Raw genomic sequence first — 16,177 nt, 5'->3', positions numbered from 1 at the left:
TAGCACGAAGGAACTTTGGAGCAGAGCTCCAAAGTTCCTTCCTTCTTTGATTAATTTCGAACTGGTGGGGCCGTTTCCTCTGGGGATAGTTCCCTGATCAGAACTGGCACCGGATAATCTACCCCATCCACCTTTTCCAAGCGAATCGCATATAGGGTCTGCATCGCCTGATGATCTTCAGGGCGGAATGTCATTTGACCTTTTGGTGTATCAAAACTCATTCCTTCCATGGTCTCAATGAGTTGATCCGTGTCCGTTTTACCCTCTGTCTTCTTTAAAGCTTCGACGATGGCAATAGCTGCAGACATCCCGCCCGGCGTGAACAGATCCGGCACTTCCCCATTGAATTTTTCTTTATGCTTTTCCACCAGCCAATCGTTAATTGGATTGTCAGGCAACGTATGATAGTAAACTGAAAATCCTTCCATGCCGATAAGCTGCTCCATCGTGGAAAGTGCCGCAATATCAGGAGCTCCAGTGGAAATCTTGATTCCTCTATCCTGCACCTTCATATCTGAAATCTGGTTCCATGGAGAGTTTGCACCTGCCCAAACAACGAAAAGATAATCGGGCTTTGCATCCAGGATCTTCTGGATATTGGATGTGAAATCCGTTGCAGCAGGATCCGCATACTCCTCAAGCACAATGTCTGCTCCGAGAGCTACAGCGGCCTCTTTAAATGCTGCGACTCCGTCATGACCGAACGAATAGTCAGGCGCCAATGTGGCGATTTTCACACCTTTACCGGCAATTGCTGCTGCCCCTGCCACTGCATCCTGCGAGGAGTTGCGGGCAGTACGGAAAATATATTTATTCCAGTCAGCACCCGTGATGCTATCGGCTACAGCCGGCTCCACAATCATCACCTTTTCATATTCCTCAGCTAGCGGAAGCACTGCCAATGTGTCCCCTGAACTAGATGATCCCACCAGGAAATCCACTTCATCTTCCTCTAATAGTTTAGTAGCTTTTTGGATGGCCACTTCCGGTTTTGTCTCGGTATCCTCCACCACAAACTCAATCTTATGCCCGTTCACTTCCATGGTTCCTTCTGTTGCGTACTCCAAGCCCAGCTCAAAACCTTGTACCGTCTGCTTGCCATAGGTTTCAAGGGCCCCTGTAAGAGAAGCAAGTACGCCTACCTTGATCACCTTTTTGCCATTATCTCCATTTGACGAATCAGAATCTGTTCCTGCATTGTTGTTACAGCCGGCAAGCACCAGCATCATCATACAGGCAAGCAGAAACCCTATTTTCCATTTTTTCATTGTTTATCCCCCTCTAAACTAATTTGAAAAGTTGTACCCTTATCGTAAAATGTAGGGGTTACAAATGAGTTACATGAAAAACCCCCGCAACCAAAAATTGTGGATACGGGGGTTTCCTCATTCATTTTGCTTTCCCGAGTACCATGTCATACATCTGCATTGTCGTGGACATCGGTTCCACACCGAGTTCGTTCTCGAGATAGGTTTTACATTTTGCAAACCACTTCATCGCCTGCGGACGATTATTTTTTTGATAATAACAGAACATCAGAAGTCGATAGGCTTCTTCCCATGTTGCGTCCTTCTCTATTATCTTTTCGCAGTAGTGGATTGCCTGATCGAAGCTTCTGGCTGCAACAAGCAGCTGTGCTATTTTTTCACAGCAACGTAAATAATAGACTAGTAGACGCTCACGCTCATTCAAGCACCAATCCGCATATTTCTGCTCAGGCAGGAAATCTCCTTTGTACAGTTCCAACGCTTTTTCCAATAAGGTTAACGCCTTACCCGGTTCCTTTTCATCCAGCCCGATATGTGCAAGCGTTTCAAATTCCATACAATCCAGCACATATCCGCAGCTCGGGTTCAATCCATAGGTGTTACCGTTCCTTTGGATAAAAAACGGCTCCGTCCGCGCTCTACGGTCCGGCTCCAAAGCATTGTTCAATGCATTCAAAGCGACCTTGAAATCCCTTGTCACCGTTTTTTCCGGAACATTGGGCCAAAGTGCTACAAAAATGTCATCCTTGACGATCTGCTTTTTCCGTTTCGTGACAAAATACTCCAGCAGCTCTTTTGCTTTTATCCGCTGCCAGTCTTTGGAGTCCAGTTCTTTTGGGCCCAACCATACCCTGAATCCACCAAGGGTCTGAACTTTCAACGTATAGCCTGGATGATTATGAGCATTCGCAAAGCCCAGTTCATTTAATAAGGATGTCACATACGACCGCTGGATATCTCTTTGCAGCGCTTCCTGCAGCATAGGTGTGATTTTCTGAATATCACTCGGTCCAAAGGTTGTACGGTTAAATAGCATGAACTCATAGTTTCCTGCTTGAAGAAACGTCAGGAAGCGGTTCATGGAGTCTTCGAAGTTTTCCCATTCTTCCTTTTCATAAGAATGGATGGAACGCCAGAAGTAATAAAGAAGCTCCCCATAATCGTCTCCGCATTTATGGAGCAGACTGTAAGCACGTACTCCATAGTACTCGACCTTCTCCCATTTCCCATTCACGATTGATGCTATTTTCATGGACAGGTAGATCAAGCCTGAAAGCCAGTTGTCCTTGACTTCCTCTGTTTCCTTTAAGGCTTCTTCCCCGCAAATGATCGCTTTTTCAAAAGCTCCCTGGTTGGCATATAAGAGACATAGCCCCATATTCGCTTCCGCTTTCCCTCTTGAAATATTCAATTCATCCATTATGTTCAAGGCAGTCTCATAGCATTGCTTGGCAAGTGTTGCATCATAAACTTCCATCAATTGAACCGCATGACCCAGACGGATCCAGCCGCATGCTTCCACAAAAGGTGCCTGCAGTTTTATTCCTTGCTTGATTCCGGCATCCGCCAATTTCTTTGCCTGTTCCGCATTTCCCATAAATACCTCTACCAAAGAAAGCAGAAGGTCTGTCTCTCTATGGGATTGGGGGAGGATTCCTTCTACCTGCTCCCTTTTAGTGGACGTCAGCAATTTCTTTGCCTTTTGCAGCTTTCCTGAGCGGAGCATTATTCTTGGTTCAAGATTATTCTCAGAGCTATGTTTATAGGAAGCTTCCACCTTATCAAACCACGCCAAGGCTTTTGTCGCCTGACCGGCATTCAATAGATTTTCCGCCATGATGGAATAAAGCTGATTCTGCTCTTTGGCTTCTACTTTAGTAGTAGCGAGTAGATGAATAGCTTCTGAGAGTAGCCTCTCCGCCTTTACCGGCTGGATGGTATCCAAATAGATTTTTGCAATGCCCTTCAGCGATCGAATGGTGGCAAGTCCATCCTCATATTCCCGCGAGACCTTCAGCGCCAGCATATAGGCCTTTTCCGCTTCTTCATACTGACAGCGATAACGGTAGATTTCCCCTTGGATAAACCAGAGCATATAGTATTTTCCCTTTATCCTGTCATTGATCTTCAACAGCTTTTCGAGCATATAGGAAAGCTGCCCCTGTTCAATCAGCTCGAAGCCATAATCATGAATCAAGGCTGCAATGGCGGTATAGTCCGCAACCTTTTCCAAATGAGAGATGGCTGAAAGAATATCCCGCTTTTTTATATACCACTTGGAACATCGTTTGTGCAGCAGGATATATTGCGCTTCCTGCTGCTTCAGTCGCCTTTCCAGAAACTCCTTGAACAAAGCATGGTAACGGTATTGATCGGGTCCCGATGCACTAATAAAAACATGCCTTTCAGCAAGGGTCTGCAGCAGATAGTTCGATCCGTTTATACCAAGGATTTCATCGCACATCTCGCCTGTCATGATGTCAAGTATCGAGGTTTGCTCCAAAAACTGCTGTACCATCGGGGTTTGTTTCGTGAAGACCTCTGTCGCCAAATATTTGAACAAATCATCCAATGTACCGGAAGTGGATACCAAGTCATTGTGCAATGACTGCTCCCCCAGCCTTTGGCTTAAAAGTCCAATGGCCATCACCCAGCCTTCCGAAAGGGAATAGACCTCCTCTACCTGATCTTCGGTCACATCCATCATATAGATATCCTGCAATAAAACCTCCACTTCTTCTTTTGAGAATTTCAAATCCTCTTCCGTAAATTCCAATAGTTCATTCTTCACTTTCATGGCGGTGAGAACATCCCAATTTGGACATTCCCTAGTTATCAAAATGAGATGGAGGTTGGAGGATATATGCTGCAGCAGCCAATGGAACCATGTGACAATTTCCGGGTTTCCCTGAACTAAATGAAAATCGTCTATGACAAAAATAATCGGTTCCTCAAGATTCAAAAGCTCATTCAGGAACAATGAGCATAAATCCTGTATTTCCTCATCCCGAATATACCGGTCCATTCTTTCAAGATAAGAGAGTATCTTCTCACCGAAGCCTTCCCTTTCTCTTCTGAGGGCATGTACCACATAACGAAGAAAAGGAATCAGTTCATCATCGAACGCTGTCGCCGTATACCAATAAGTAGGGACATCGAATGTAGGAACAAAGGATGCCAGAATGGTACTCTTCCCATAGCCGGGACCCGAATGGACAATGGTCACTCCATGACTGGTAACCGCTTTCATTTTTCTTGCCACTTTTGCACGTCTTAACACATAATCCTTGACGATTGGCGTGGTGAGTTTTGTATGGAGGATTGTGTTTGTATCAGATGAAGACATCATCTCGCCCCCCTGGTTCAGAATATTCCATCTTTTTATTCTATTATAATGGAAAAATGAATGCAGATAGTACTTTTTTCACTCCTCATGATTAAAAGTCTTTCAATAAAAAAAGAGAGAGCCACCTCGACTAAATTCCAAGATGCCCTCTTCCAACTATTTAAAAGTTGTAACAAATTCATCGGCCGGCCAGTAGCGGACATGAACTTTTCCAACAATGTCTTCCATTTTTATAAAGCCGAAATGACGGCTATCACGACTGCCGAGACGATTGTCTCCAATAACAAACACATGACCCTTCGGAACCTTTTCTACACCAGTCAGCTCTTCTAGTGTAAAGTCTCCGGTGAAATTCCCGCCAAATATCCGAAGATTATCCGAACTGATAAACGGCTCCAGTACAAGTTCATCATTTACATATAGCATATCTCTCTTATATTCTATTTTATCTCCCGGTAACCCTATTACTCTTTTCACATAGTCTTCCGCGGTGTTGTCCTGATGAAACACGACAACATCGAATCGTTCCGGTACGGAGAAAGCATAAACCATTTTATTAACCATTAGAAAGTTCCCTTCTTCTAATGTAGGGTTCATGGAATGGCCTTCCACTACATAATTGGAAAAGAACAGGGCACGAATCATAATAACCAAAAGGAAAGAGACAAGCAACCACTTCATCGCTGATTTACGCTGTACGTTTGTTTTCTTTTCTTTCAATTCATAACCCCCGAAATTAATCTGTTAGGTCTATTGTACCAATAACCATCTATTATCACAATATACTGAATTATCATTAATATTCTTTTTTTATTTATCTGCTGAAAGCTGAAGGCGCAATTCTACCTTTTTTCCAATATACCATAAAACAAGCATGATCGTTAAAGCGATCACTGTTTTAATAGGAGCGCGGATAAAAGAAATAATATCATACCCAATATAACTGATCGTAAAAATCATAACCATCTTCCCTGCTAACAGGGCCAGAAAAAATTGATAGAATTTTATACGTGACAGGCCCGCCACCATATTGATTAAAAAAGATGGAGTGAACGGAAAACAGAATAAAAAGAAAATCGGCCCAAATCCATGCCTCTCAATCCAGGACATCGTCTTTCGAATCTTCTCTTTTTCCAGCTGCCTCTGAATCCATTTATTTCTTTTCAACTTGGTTGCAAAAAAATACACAATGACAGCACCGACCACAGTGCCTGACCAAGAAATCAAAAATCCTAGCCATAAACCAAATGCTGCAGCGTTTGCCATGACAATCACAATCAGCGGCAGAAAAGGTAAAAACGCTTCTAGCACCACCAGTAAAAATCCCGGAAGCGGACCAAATGACTTATAATCCTGAAGCCCTTCCAAAAGGTTATCCATTGTTAGCAGATCTTTAAAGAAATTTATCATATCCATGTAGGTTAACTCCGCTTCTGTCTATATCTATCATCTCTTATTGTACTAGTTATTTCTATAAACACCCATAAAATAACATAAAATCTTTACATTTTTTATATAAAATATCAAATACCCATATAAAACAAAAAACAACCATCCATTTTCACTTTGGGAAATGGATGGTTGTTTTAATATTTTCGGATCAGTTAAACACCGCTGTTTAACAGGGTCAAATTTTTAAGAAGCGGTACCTTGCTCCATGTAAAACACTTCCCAGAGGTGTCCGTTTATATCCTCAAAGCCCCAGCCATACATGAAGCCGTGATCCTGTGGGTCATTAGAGGGTTTGCCACCGGCATCAAACGCCTTGTTCACGATTTCATCCACCTCTTCCCGGCTATTGGCGGTAAGGGCAATAATGACCTCCGAGCTTTTGGAGGTATCTGAAATGTCCTTCTTTGTAAACGACTTAAAATAATCCTCAACGAGCAGCATCGCGAAAATACTGTCACTGATCACCATGCATGTTGCGTTTTCATCAGTAAATTGGGGGTTGAACTCAAAACCGATTTTCGAAAAGAATTCCATTGTCTCATCAAGGTTTTTCACAGGTAAATTCACAAATATCTTATCTGCTTTTAATGCCATGCTTTTCACCAACCCTTTAAGTTTTTACTACAACAGTAGTATTTCACTGAAAAACTTGTTTCTCCTTCTTTTAGCTTGGCAAATAGGGCTTAATACCTCATTAATTGATTTATTCTTTTGTTCTTTTATTTTCCGGCTGCTTCAGCCAATGCCTTATCCCCTTCCCCGCCAGCGGTTCATCCTTGTACCTTGGAATCACATGAAAGTGACTGTGCTGGATAGACTGGTTGGAAGCAGGCCCCACATTCCAGCCTAATGTGTAGCCATCAGGAGAGAACTTTTCATCGAGATATTCTTTTGCTTGCTGCAACAGATCATAGGAATCGTTCCATTCCTCCCTTGTCAGCTCAAACGTATTTTCGCGGTGCTTTTTCGGGACAATGACTCCGCAGCCTTCCAGAACGTCCTGTTCTTTATCGTGCTGAAGAAAATAGCAGGTCTCGTTTTCCAAGACTATGTTTTGGTACGGGTCGTTCTGCGGGTAGCAGAACGGGCAGTTTTTTTCGTGGTTCATGGTTGCCTCCTCTAGGTATCTTTCTTTTTTGTTACAGGGCGCGTTGTGTGAATGCCCAGCGGTGTCCATCCACATCATCAAGCTCGAATTCGATATCCCCCCATGGACGCGTGACAGGTTCGTCGATCGGCTTGCTTCCCTCCTGATGGTCGATCGGGACGAGGCCGTTTTCTTTGACAAGTCTGAAGTGCTGATGAACATCCTCGACTGCGGCATGGACAGCCGTATCTCCGGGTGTTATCGTTTCTGCTGGATGCAGCATGATAAGTCCGTTTCCTAAATGGAACCAATGCATCCCTTCGTATCCGTGAGAGTATTTGAATCCAGCTTTTTCGTACCATTCCTTTGATTTTTCGGTATCCATGCAAAATAAAACGAGGTGGTCGAGTCCTTTGATCATATGTATGTTCCTCCTGGCTTGATTTTTTAGCATCCTTTATGAATTCTTCGTAATTTTTGAAAGTCCTTTTGTGTATTTAGGCATAATTTAGTCCAACATCCTGTTTGCAGCTTTAAAAAGCTTAAAGAAATTTTTTTGTTAGCTCACTTATCGATGGAATTTTTAATATATCAACGGTTTCTTTAGTGATATCAATGAAAAAAATTTTATATCAATGAATTTTTCGATATTTCAACGAAAAGGGACCAGATATCGATAAAACGCATTTTCTGACAAAATTCGCACGCTGAATGGCATCACATTGGCGACATCCGTGACAACCCCAGTGGAATCCCCAAACTGAAACTAAAAAGGCCCCTCCCCCACCAAAGGGAAGGGCCCACTCCTTGCTTTCAATCCAAGTTGCCTATTACTTCGCACCCTCCAAATACTCCACAAACCAGTTCTTGATATGGTTTAATCGGTGGATTCGGAGTGCCGGGTTGCCGCTTCGGGACAATTCATGGTTGGAATCCGGGAAACGGACGAACTTGGTTGTCTTGCCCTGTTTCTTCAGTGCAATGAACAGCTGCTCCGCCTGCTCGATCGGGCAGCGGTAATCTTTTTCACCGTGAAGGATCAAGAGTGGCGTGTTGACATTCGCTACGTACTTGATTGGAGAGTGGTCCCAAAGCTTTTCGACCTTGTCCTCCATGTTTCCTTTTACTTCCCACTCGGAGAAATAGTAGCCGATATCACTCACACCGTAGAAGCTCAGCCAGTTGGAGATGGAACGCTGTGTTACTGCCGCCTTAAAACGGTCTGTATGCGCCACCACCCAGTTTGTCATAAACCCGCCATAGCTGCCACCGGTTATCCCCAGGTTCTTCTCATCAATAAAATCGAATGATTCCAATGCATAGTCCATCGCACTCATGACATCGATATAGTCTTTGCCACCGTAATCGCCACGGACCGCATCGACGAACTCTTGGCCATAACCATGGCTGCCTCTCGGGTTTGTAAATAGCACAACAAAGCCTTGGGCGGTGAGGGTCTGAAACTCATGGAAATATGTGTTGGCGTACATCGCATGAGGGCCGCCGTGAACTTCCAGGATAGTCGGATATTTCTTTCCTTCTTCAAAACCTGCCGGCTTCATGATCCAGCCATGCACGTCCCATCCGTCCGGTGCCTTAAAGCTGATCGGCTCGGCAATGCTGATTTCAACTTCTTGTTTCCACGCTTTGTTCACATGTGTAAGCTGTTCTCTTTTCTGTGTTCTGAAATCAAGGTAATATAGTTCACCAGGATCAGTTGAGCTGCTGATCCCCACAATCGCTTCATGGGAATCTGTCAGGATAGATACGGCATACACATGTTCACCAGGAACGTGGATAGGGTACATCGCCCCATCAAGGGAACCGTAGTAGATGCCTGTTCCACCCTGGTCACTCAACAGGAAGTAGAAGCCATCACTATCCTCCGTCCACATAAGGCCGGGATTCACATTGCCAGAATGGAAGTCGCCTATGGCCACATCTCCCACTTCGATATCCAGATTTTCTGTCAGGCAGAGCAGCACTTCCGTTTCCAGCTGGTACACCCATACACGAGTCAACGTGGCACTTTGGAACTCTTTTTCATGACCCAGGAATCCAAGAAACGCACCGTCAGGGGACCATGTGATGGTGGAAAAGAAACCGTTGCTGTGGGTCACTTTTTTCTTTTCTTTAGACTCGAGATCCATCACGTACACGTCCGTTACAAGCACCTCATCCGGATTTTCCTCCAGGTTCGCTACAAAAGCGACCTGTTTGCCGTCCGGGGACCAGACTGGGCTTCCATAGTCACGATCGCCGTGAGTTAACAGGGTAATCTCCTTCGTCTCGAGATCAAGCACAGCCAAGTGATCGTTTTTCTTGTCCAAAAAGCCTTTTGCATCCGATTTATAACGCAGCTTCTCCACAACCATCGGCTCGGTTTTTTTCTTTTTCTCCTCTTTCTTGGAACCTGCCTTCAGATCTTCCTCCGACTCCAGTGCCGTACTGAAGATAAGCTTCGTTCCACATGGGGACCAGACTGGACCTCTTGCACCGTTTTTGCAGAAGGTAACCTGCTCGGCTTCCCCTCCGTCCACCGGCATCACATAGATTTGCGCTTTTTCATTGCGCGTGGAAACAAAAGCAAGACTGCTTCCATCCGGGGACCACCTGGGAGTAGTCGCTCTTCCTTTTCCATATGTGAAAGGTTTTGCCTTACCATCCAAGCTCCCTACATAAATGGTGGAAAGATACTCATTATCCTCTTCGCTGATTGTTGTCTGCACATAGGCAAACTTGCGGGAGTGCTTCTCCCACTGTGGATCGGTCAGGGATGTTAATCGATATAAATCGTTCGCTTCTATTTTTCTCTTTGTCATAGGAAACTCTCCCTTATGTATATATTCATCCTTACTTGTTTATTTCGACAGCAGAAATAGATACCCTTTAATAAATAAAAAAAGCTCGAAATTATTCGAACTTAAAAAGTTGCTTGCATATTTTAAATAAATTAGTATAAAATAAATACGAACAAATGTTCTTTTTTGAAAGCAGGAGGATTAATTTATGACAAGACTATCAAAAGAACAAATACACCTCTTTGAGCAAGCCATCTATCTTCCCTTATTGCTTATTGTCCTTGAACGGGATACAGCTATCATCCGGGAAAGCGCGTTGAAATTGAAAGATCCCTATCTCACCCTAATTGACGAGGTCATGAAAAAAGTACAACTTCAGCTTAAACAAGTGAAAATGGACATGAAGCAGCAAAAAATGAAGCTCCATAAATTAAAACAGGATGAGGCTTTTACGATGTATGCATTTCTTTTCAACGGATATGAGGAACAACACAATTACTTTAATCCGAGAATCCGCAACAAAATCAATGACCTTCTGCACTTTTATCTGGTCAATAAAGAACACCGGCTGCTTAATGAAAAATAGGAAGCGTTTCTGTTTTGTCAGGAGTTTTCAGGCATACGTGTAACCGGTTCTGTTCATTCACCGCAGCATAAAAAACTTCTTTCACATCTGCAGTCTTTTGCTTTAATAGCTCTTCACGGAGCCAGGCTTCATTCAAGCCTTTATATTGAAGGGCTTCCTTTTGAATTTCACCATCAATAATAACTGTAAACTCCATGGCATTTAATGCAGGGCTTCCTTTTACATGCTCCACTTTCGCAGTTTCCTTTTCAGGCTTTAGCTTAACCGACAGTTCACCATTTGCCTCTACTAATGCGAAATGCACATCTTCGACCCTAAACACATCCTTCTCCCGCAGCATCTGCAATATATTGTCAATCGAATAGCTTATCTTACGCATGTTCCGGATATGGAACTGACCTTCAAAAATCACAAGCGTCGGCTCAAAAGATAAGTACCGGCCAATTTTTCTGTTTTTTATTTTCCACCACGCGATGATCTTTTGAAGAAGCGCTATCCCGAAGATTGCACCAATTGTCGGAAAGTGATGTATTTCAGGATCAGCGATATCCGCTCCCACGACAGAACCGAGCGTCAATATAACGAGAAAATCAAATACCGGCAACTCGCCAATGGAACGCTTCCCCATAAACAAAGTCACCAGCAGCATCAGTGGCAGAATGGTTACGATACGTAGCATCACCTTCATCAAATCAAGAATAAGCTCCATAGATGTCACTCCCTTCCTCCATAGCCTTTTTCAAAAAAAAAATCCTATACACAATTCATGCTTTATTGTAGAAACATAAAATAAAAAAACATCCCCTAATGTGGAAGAGGATGTTTACCTTTACTTTTTTTTGATGATCCGATAGGTTCGGGGAGGAGAAGCAACATAATCACGATGCTCCTCAGGAACACCAAATCCTTGAGCCCTTTGCAGCATCCTTGTTCGCAATAGGGCTGCTCGGTGCATTTGGGTCTCAAAGGAACGCAGGGAAATCTGGAATTCCATTTCGGTTTTATTGGTAAAGTGGGCGATTGTAGTGGATAAGGATGTTTTTCTTGTTTTCTCTACATGGTTCAGGGAGATCCAGGTGCATTCATTTTTTTTGGGAGACATGGTGGGAAAAAAGTACAAGTCACTCATGGGGTCTATTGCAAGTGGGGATTTATGCGTAACACCCGTCACCATTTTAGTTCCTGATTTTCTGCCTTCCATACTTGCTCCGTAGTAGTTACAGCTATCATCGATAATTTTAAGGGGAGGCAAGTCCACATATATGTCCCCTTCCACTTCCATTATCTTAGAAAACACTTTCCCCTGATCCTCTATAGGCAATACAGCCATAGTGAAGCGATTGATCTCATATTCTGAAACTAAAGTGACACTATTCTCCATATAATTCACCCTTCCGCTAAAAAAATGATTTGCCCGGCTCCAAATAGAGCGAAAGAACCAGAAATTTGTCTATTTATGTATATTTTTACAAAAGACAACCAAAAAGTAAAGACTTTTTAAATTTTTCTAAATATTTTTAATTTTTGTTGATTTTATGTGAGTTCCCCAATATACTATTAAAAAGGCTCGAGGTGAGGGACTCATGAAAAATGAGAAGTCTTATACGGAATTGATGAAATCGAGAGTAATGAGCAAAAAATTGTCCGTTGAAGCCTATATGATGAATATTTATACCCAGATGATCATTGATGAATCGCTTTACCACTACCACAAGAATCTCCTCCAGGAAAGAATTGACCATGCCATCGACACTAACGACCACACGCAGTTTCATTCCCTAAGCTCCACATACAAAAAGTTCCTGACTGATTGGGGTGATTCCGCCTGATAACATGGAAAGAGAAGAGCCCCATTTGGATCTCTTCTCTTTTTTATTTTGGCTGTTTTCGCATTCATTGTTGATAAATAGATAAATTGTAAGCATCAAATGCCGCCCGTTGATTTCCACTCCGCACACAAGATTCCCCGGGGACGGATGGGAGCCTCCTCGGCTTCGCCTGTGGGGTCTCCCATGCCCTCTACTCTCCCGCAGGAGTCAAGTGTCCGCCGCTACAATCAACTCACGGGTTAAACGTTATTTGCTACTAGAAAGAGCCTTAAAACAAATTAAGTTCGCTATTGAAATGAAAAATTGAGATAAAATGCATTTATTGTACCTTTAGTAAGGTAAATTTTTTACTTTGAGTCACCCCTGTTGGTTGGAGTGCAAGGCGTGAGACTCCTTGAAAATGCAAGCATTTTCTGCGTGCGATGTATTGCTGCCGCAGCCTTCCTTGTCCTGCGGGAGCAGCGTGTCAAGGGAAACCCGCAGGCGCAAAGTGCCGAGGAGGCTCCCCAGGCCTTCCTGGATAAGCGAACGCCTGGAACGGAGACCAACAGGATGTTTAATGTTGAAACCTTATCTTTAGCCCAGCCCTATATTTATTTTTCTTTTAGAATTGTGCCTCTTCCGTAGAACCGGAAAGTGCTGTGGTGGAAGAATTCCCGCCGGATACCACTTTAGCCACTTCATCGAAATAGCCTGTGCCCACCTCACGCTGATGACGGGTTGCAGTATAGCCATGCTTTTCACTGTCAAACTCCGCTTGCTGCAATTGTGAATATGCCCCCATCCCGCGATCTCGGTACCCTCTTGCCAGTTCAAACATGCTATGGTTCAGCGCATGGAACCCTGCAAGCGTCACGAACTGGAACTTGTAGCCGAACGTGGCGATCTGCTGCTGGAAGGTTTCAATCGTTTCGTCATCCAACTTGGACTTCCAGTTGAAGGAAGGTGAACAATTATAGGCAAGCAACTTACCAGGGAATTCTGCATGAATGGCATCCGCAAAAGCTTTTGCCTGCTCCAGATTCGGCTCGGATGTTTCGCACCAGATTACATCTGCATAAGGAGCGTAGGCCAATCCACGTGCAATCGCTTGGTCAAGTCCGGCCTTTGTTCTGAAAAAACCTTCAGGAGTCCGTTCTCCCGTCAGGAATGGATGATCATATTGGTCCACATCACTTGTAATCAAATCAGCTGCATCCGCATCGGTTCTTGCAATCAAGACAGTCGGCACTCCCATCACGTCAGCGGCCAATCGTGCAGAAATCAGATTTTTAACTGCGGTCTGAGTAGGCAACAGAACTTTCCCTCCCAAATGCCCGCATTTCTTTTCGGAAGAGAGCTGATCCTCAAAATGAACACCGGACGCCCCGGATTCAATCATTCCCTTCATCAGTTCAAACACATTCAATTGCCCGCCAAACCCGGCTTCTGCATCCGCTACGATCGGCGCAAAATAATCGACTTCCTCTTTTCCTTCTAAGTATTGGATCTGGTCCGCACGCTGAAGCGCCTGGTTAATGCGCTTGACCACATGAGGAACGCTATTTGCAGGATATAGACTTTGGTCCGGATACATATTTCCTGAAAGGTTGGCATCTGCCGCTACCTGCCAACCGCTTAGATAGATGGCCTTCAATCCCGCTTTTACCTGCTGGATTGCCTGATTTCCTGTCAAAGCACCAAGTGCGTGTACATAATCCTCCTTTGTAAGCATATCCCAAAGCTTTTGTGCTCCTCTTTTTGCCAATGTATGTTCAATGTCAATGGATCCGCGAAGCCGAAGAACATCCTCTGCGCTATATGGGCGCACAACCCCATTCCACCTTGACTCTAGCTCCCAACTTTCCTCTAACATTGCCATTCTCTCTTCTCTTTTCATCTTTTCTCCTCCTTCAATATCTTGTAATCTATTAGTCTTCCAGCAAGCTATATGCAGGAAGTGTTAAAAACTCTGCAAACTCTTCGTCTTTTATCAGGCTTTCAAACAGCTCGACAGCCTGATCCAATTTCACTTGTGTGTACCGCGATGGCCCCACTTTTGCCAAAATGGCCCGCTTCTCCTCTTGAATGAGTCCCTTTACGAGTTCAAGTGTTATTTTCGTCCCATCCTCCAAATTCGCCTCAGGATGCCTTACCCATTGCCAGACCTGCGACCTCGAAATTTCCGCAGTTGCTGCGTCCTCCATCAGATGGAAAATGGGCACTGCTCCGTTTCCATCCAGCCACGCGGTGATGTATTCGATGCCGACATGGATATTTTTCCGTAAGCCCTCTTCGGTAATGGTGCCTTCTGGAAGTTCTACGAGTTCGGCAGCTTCCGTATGGACATCTTCCCTTTTGCGGTCTATCTGATTTGATCCCTTCATATGTTCATTGAATACTTCCATGGCAACAGGCACTAACGCTGGATGAGCCACCCATGTGCCATCATGGCCATCCTTTACCTCACGTAGCTTATCCTCCCTCACTTTGGAAAAAGCATGTTCATTCATCTGTTCGTCGTTTTTGACCGGAATCTGTGCGGCCATCCCGCCGATTGCATGAGCGCCACGTTTATGGCAAGTTTTTATGACCAGTTGTGTATACGCTCTCATAAAAGGCACCGCCATGGTCACCTGGCTTCTATCTGGAAGCAGGAATGCAGAGTCGTTGCGGAACTTTTTGATGAAGCTGAAGATATAATCCCATCTGCCACAGTTCAGTCCGGCAGCATGCTCCCGCAGCTCATAAAGGATTTCATCCATCTCAAAGGCTGCTGTGATTGTTTCGATCAACACGGTGGCCTTGATGGTCCCCTGTGGGATTCCCAGCTCCTGTTGAGCAAACACAAACACATCATTCCATAGCCTCGCCTCTTGGTGGTTTTCGAGTTTCGGCAAGTAAAAATAAGGTCCGCTTCCGTTTTCGAGAAGGCGCTTTGCATTATGGTAAAAGTAAAGTCCGAAGTCGAAGAGGCTGGCTGATACAGGCTCCTTGTCCAGAAGTACGTGCTTTTCTTCAAGATGCCAGCCTCTAGGGCGGACAAGCAATGTTGCAATATCATCGTTAAGCTTGTATAGCTTGCCATTTGGTGCCTCAAAATCAATGGACCGGAAGTTTGCGTCTCTCAGATTGACTTGGCCATCCATGATATTGGACCAGGTCGGTGATGTTGCATCCTCAAAGTCTGCCATGAACACCCTTGCTCCTGAATTCAGTGCATGGATGATCATTTTCCTATCCACCGGACCGGTGATTTCCACTCTTCTATCCTGTAGATCCTGTGGAACTGGTGCGACCTGCCAATCACCGTTTCTGATATGTGCAGTTGATTCAAGGAAATCCAATTTTGTTCCTTGATCGAGTTGCTTCTGTTTTTGGACTCTTTCTTGAAGAAGCTCTTTTCTCCGGGGATTGAATGTTGTTTGCAGCTTTTCAATAAAAATAAGTGCGTCCTGTGTTAATACAGTTTCATAGCCTTTTTTCCATTCCCCTGTAACCTCAATGCCTGATGTGTCTATATTCACGCTTCTTGCAACCTCCTTTGTTATGAAACAGTTAATATATTTGTATTGTATTATATAACAGAATGTTCAAAAAAATAAAGCCCTTTTTTGGATTTGTTTAGTAATTTTTTTCGACAAGGCAAAATCAACACATATTCCTCTGTTAAACACCGCTGTTGATTTCCGCACTAGGCGCAGCGACCCACGGGGCGTTTGTGGAGCCTCCTCGGCTTCGCCTGCGGGGTCTCCACTAAACGCTTCCTCCCGTAGGACAAGGAAGGCTGCGGCAGGGATACATCGCACGAAGAAAATGCTCGCATTTT

General features: G+C 44.2%; 14 protein-coding genes. 2 read left to right on the top strand and 12 right to left on the bottom strand.

Annotated elements, in window-relative coordinates:
- Nucleotides 1-50: 50 nt before the first annotated feature.
- From ACQCT5_RS16425 to ACQCT5_RS16390, 8 genes are all read right to left on the bottom strand, one after another.
- Nucleotides 51-1,268 carry a substrate-binding domain-containing protein gene (locus ACQCT5_RS16425; protein ID WP_499643209.1) on the bottom strand — a complete coding sequence of 406 codons (1,218 nt, stop codon included), beginning with the start codon at nt 1,266-1,268 and terminating at the stop codon, nt 51-53.
- A gap of 121 nt (nt 1,269-1,389) precedes the next feature.
- Nucleotides 1,390-4,617 (bottom strand): winged helix-turn-helix domain-containing protein, encoded by a 3,228-nt coding sequence (locus tag ACQCT5_RS16420; protein WP_499643207.1) that lies wholly within the window; start codon nt 4,615-4,617, stop codon nt 1,390-1,392.
- 153 nt (nt 4,618-4,770) lie between these two features.
- Nucleotides 4,771-5,295: a signal peptidase I gene (gene lepB, locus ACQCT5_RS16415; protein ID WP_499643454.1), complete on the bottom strand. Its 525-nt coding sequence runs from the start codon at nt 5,293-5,295 to the stop codon at nt 4,771-4,773.
- A 129-nt stretch (nt 5,296-5,424) separates the two neighbouring features.
- Nucleotides 5,425-6,024 (bottom strand): TVP38/TMEM64 family protein, encoded by a 600-nt coding sequence (locus ACQCT5_RS16410; protein WP_499643452.1) that lies wholly within the window; start codon nt 6,022-6,024, stop codon nt 5,425-5,427.
- 225 nt (nt 6,025-6,249) lie between these two features.
- Nucleotides 6,250-6,660, bottom strand: a complete 411-nt coding sequence (locus ACQCT5_RS16405) for a VOC family protein (RefSeq protein WP_499643205.1) — start codon at nt 6,658-6,660, stop codon at nt 6,250-6,252.
- A 109-nt stretch (nt 6,661-6,769) separates the two neighbouring features.
- The gene (locus tag ACQCT5_RS16400) at nt 6,770-7,174 is read right to left on the bottom strand and encodes an HIT family protein (RefSeq protein ID WP_499643203.1); all 405 of its coding nucleotides are present in this window, start codon (nt 7,172-7,174) and stop codon (nt 6,770-6,772) included.
- Nucleotides 7,175-7,205: 31 nt separating this feature from the next.
- Entirely contained in the window at nt 7,206-7,574 is a 369-nt protein-coding gene (locus ACQCT5_RS16395; protein WP_499643201.1) for a VOC family protein, read from the bottom strand.
- 409 nt (nt 7,575-7,983) lie between these two features.
- A complete protein-coding gene (locus ACQCT5_RS16390; RefSeq protein WP_499643199.1) occupies nt 7,984-9,975 on the bottom strand; it encodes a S9 family peptidase in 1,992 nt (663 codons plus the stop codon).
- Nucleotides 9,976-10,162: 187 nt separating this feature from the next.
- Here ACQCT5_RS16390 and ACQCT5_RS16385 point away from each other — a divergent pair, with 187 nt between their 5' ends.
- On the top strand, nt 10,163-10,540 hold the full coding sequence (locus tag ACQCT5_RS16385; protein ID WP_499643198.1) for a YhjD family protein: 378 nt from the start codon (nt 10,163-10,165) through the stop codon (nt 10,538-10,540).
- On the opposite strand, the gene ACQCT5_RS16380 is transcribed toward ACQCT5_RS16385, so the two are convergent.
- Together ACQCT5_RS16380 and ACQCT5_RS16375 are read right to left on the bottom strand one after the other, a co-directional pair.
- Entirely contained in the window at nt 10,527-11,249 is a 723-nt protein-coding gene (locus ACQCT5_RS16380) for a DUF421 domain-containing protein (protein ID WP_499643196.1), read from the bottom strand. The genes ACQCT5_RS16385 and ACQCT5_RS16380 overlap by 14 nt on opposite strands.
- Before the next feature lie 120 nt (nt 11,250-11,369).
- Complete coding sequence (locus ACQCT5_RS16375) at nt 11,370-11,921, bottom strand: competence protein ComK (RefSeq protein ID WP_499643194.1); 552 nt, start codon at nt 11,919-11,921, stop codon at nt 11,370-11,372.
- Between the two features lie 202 nt (nt 11,922-12,123).
- Between ACQCT5_RS16375 and ACQCT5_RS16370 the strand changes: the two genes are divergently transcribed.
- Nucleotides 12,124-12,369 (top strand): IDEAL domain-containing protein, encoded by a 246-nt coding sequence (locus ACQCT5_RS16370; RefSeq protein WP_499643192.1) that lies wholly within the window; start codon nt 12,124-12,126, stop codon nt 12,367-12,369.
- Nucleotides 12,370-12,973: 604 nt separating this feature from the next.
- Here the strand turns inward: ACQCT5_RS16370 and aceA are convergent.
- Together aceA and aceB are read right to left on the bottom strand one after the other, a co-directional pair.
- Nucleotides 12,974-14,248 carry an isocitrate lyase gene (gene aceA / locus ACQCT5_RS16365; RefSeq protein WP_499643190.1) on the bottom strand — a complete coding sequence of 425 codons (1,275 nt, stop codon included), beginning with the start codon at nt 14,246-14,248 and terminating at the stop codon, nt 12,974-12,976.
- 31 nt (nt 14,249-14,279) lie between these two features.
- The gene (aceB, locus tag ACQCT5_RS16360) at nt 14,280-15,875 is read right to left on the bottom strand and encodes a malate synthase A (protein ID WP_499643188.1); all 1,596 of its coding nucleotides are present in this window, start codon (nt 15,873-15,875) and stop codon (nt 14,280-14,282) included.
- Between the last annotated feature and the right edge of the window lie 302 nt (nt 15,876-16,177).

The sequence above is a fragment of the Sutcliffiella halmapala genome (assembly GCF_050107295.1).
GTDB lineage: Bacteria > Bacillota > Bacilli > Bacillales > Bacillaceae_I > Sutcliffiella_A > Sutcliffiella_A halmapala_A.
This window is presented reverse-complemented; position numbering and strand designations above follow the sequence as displayed.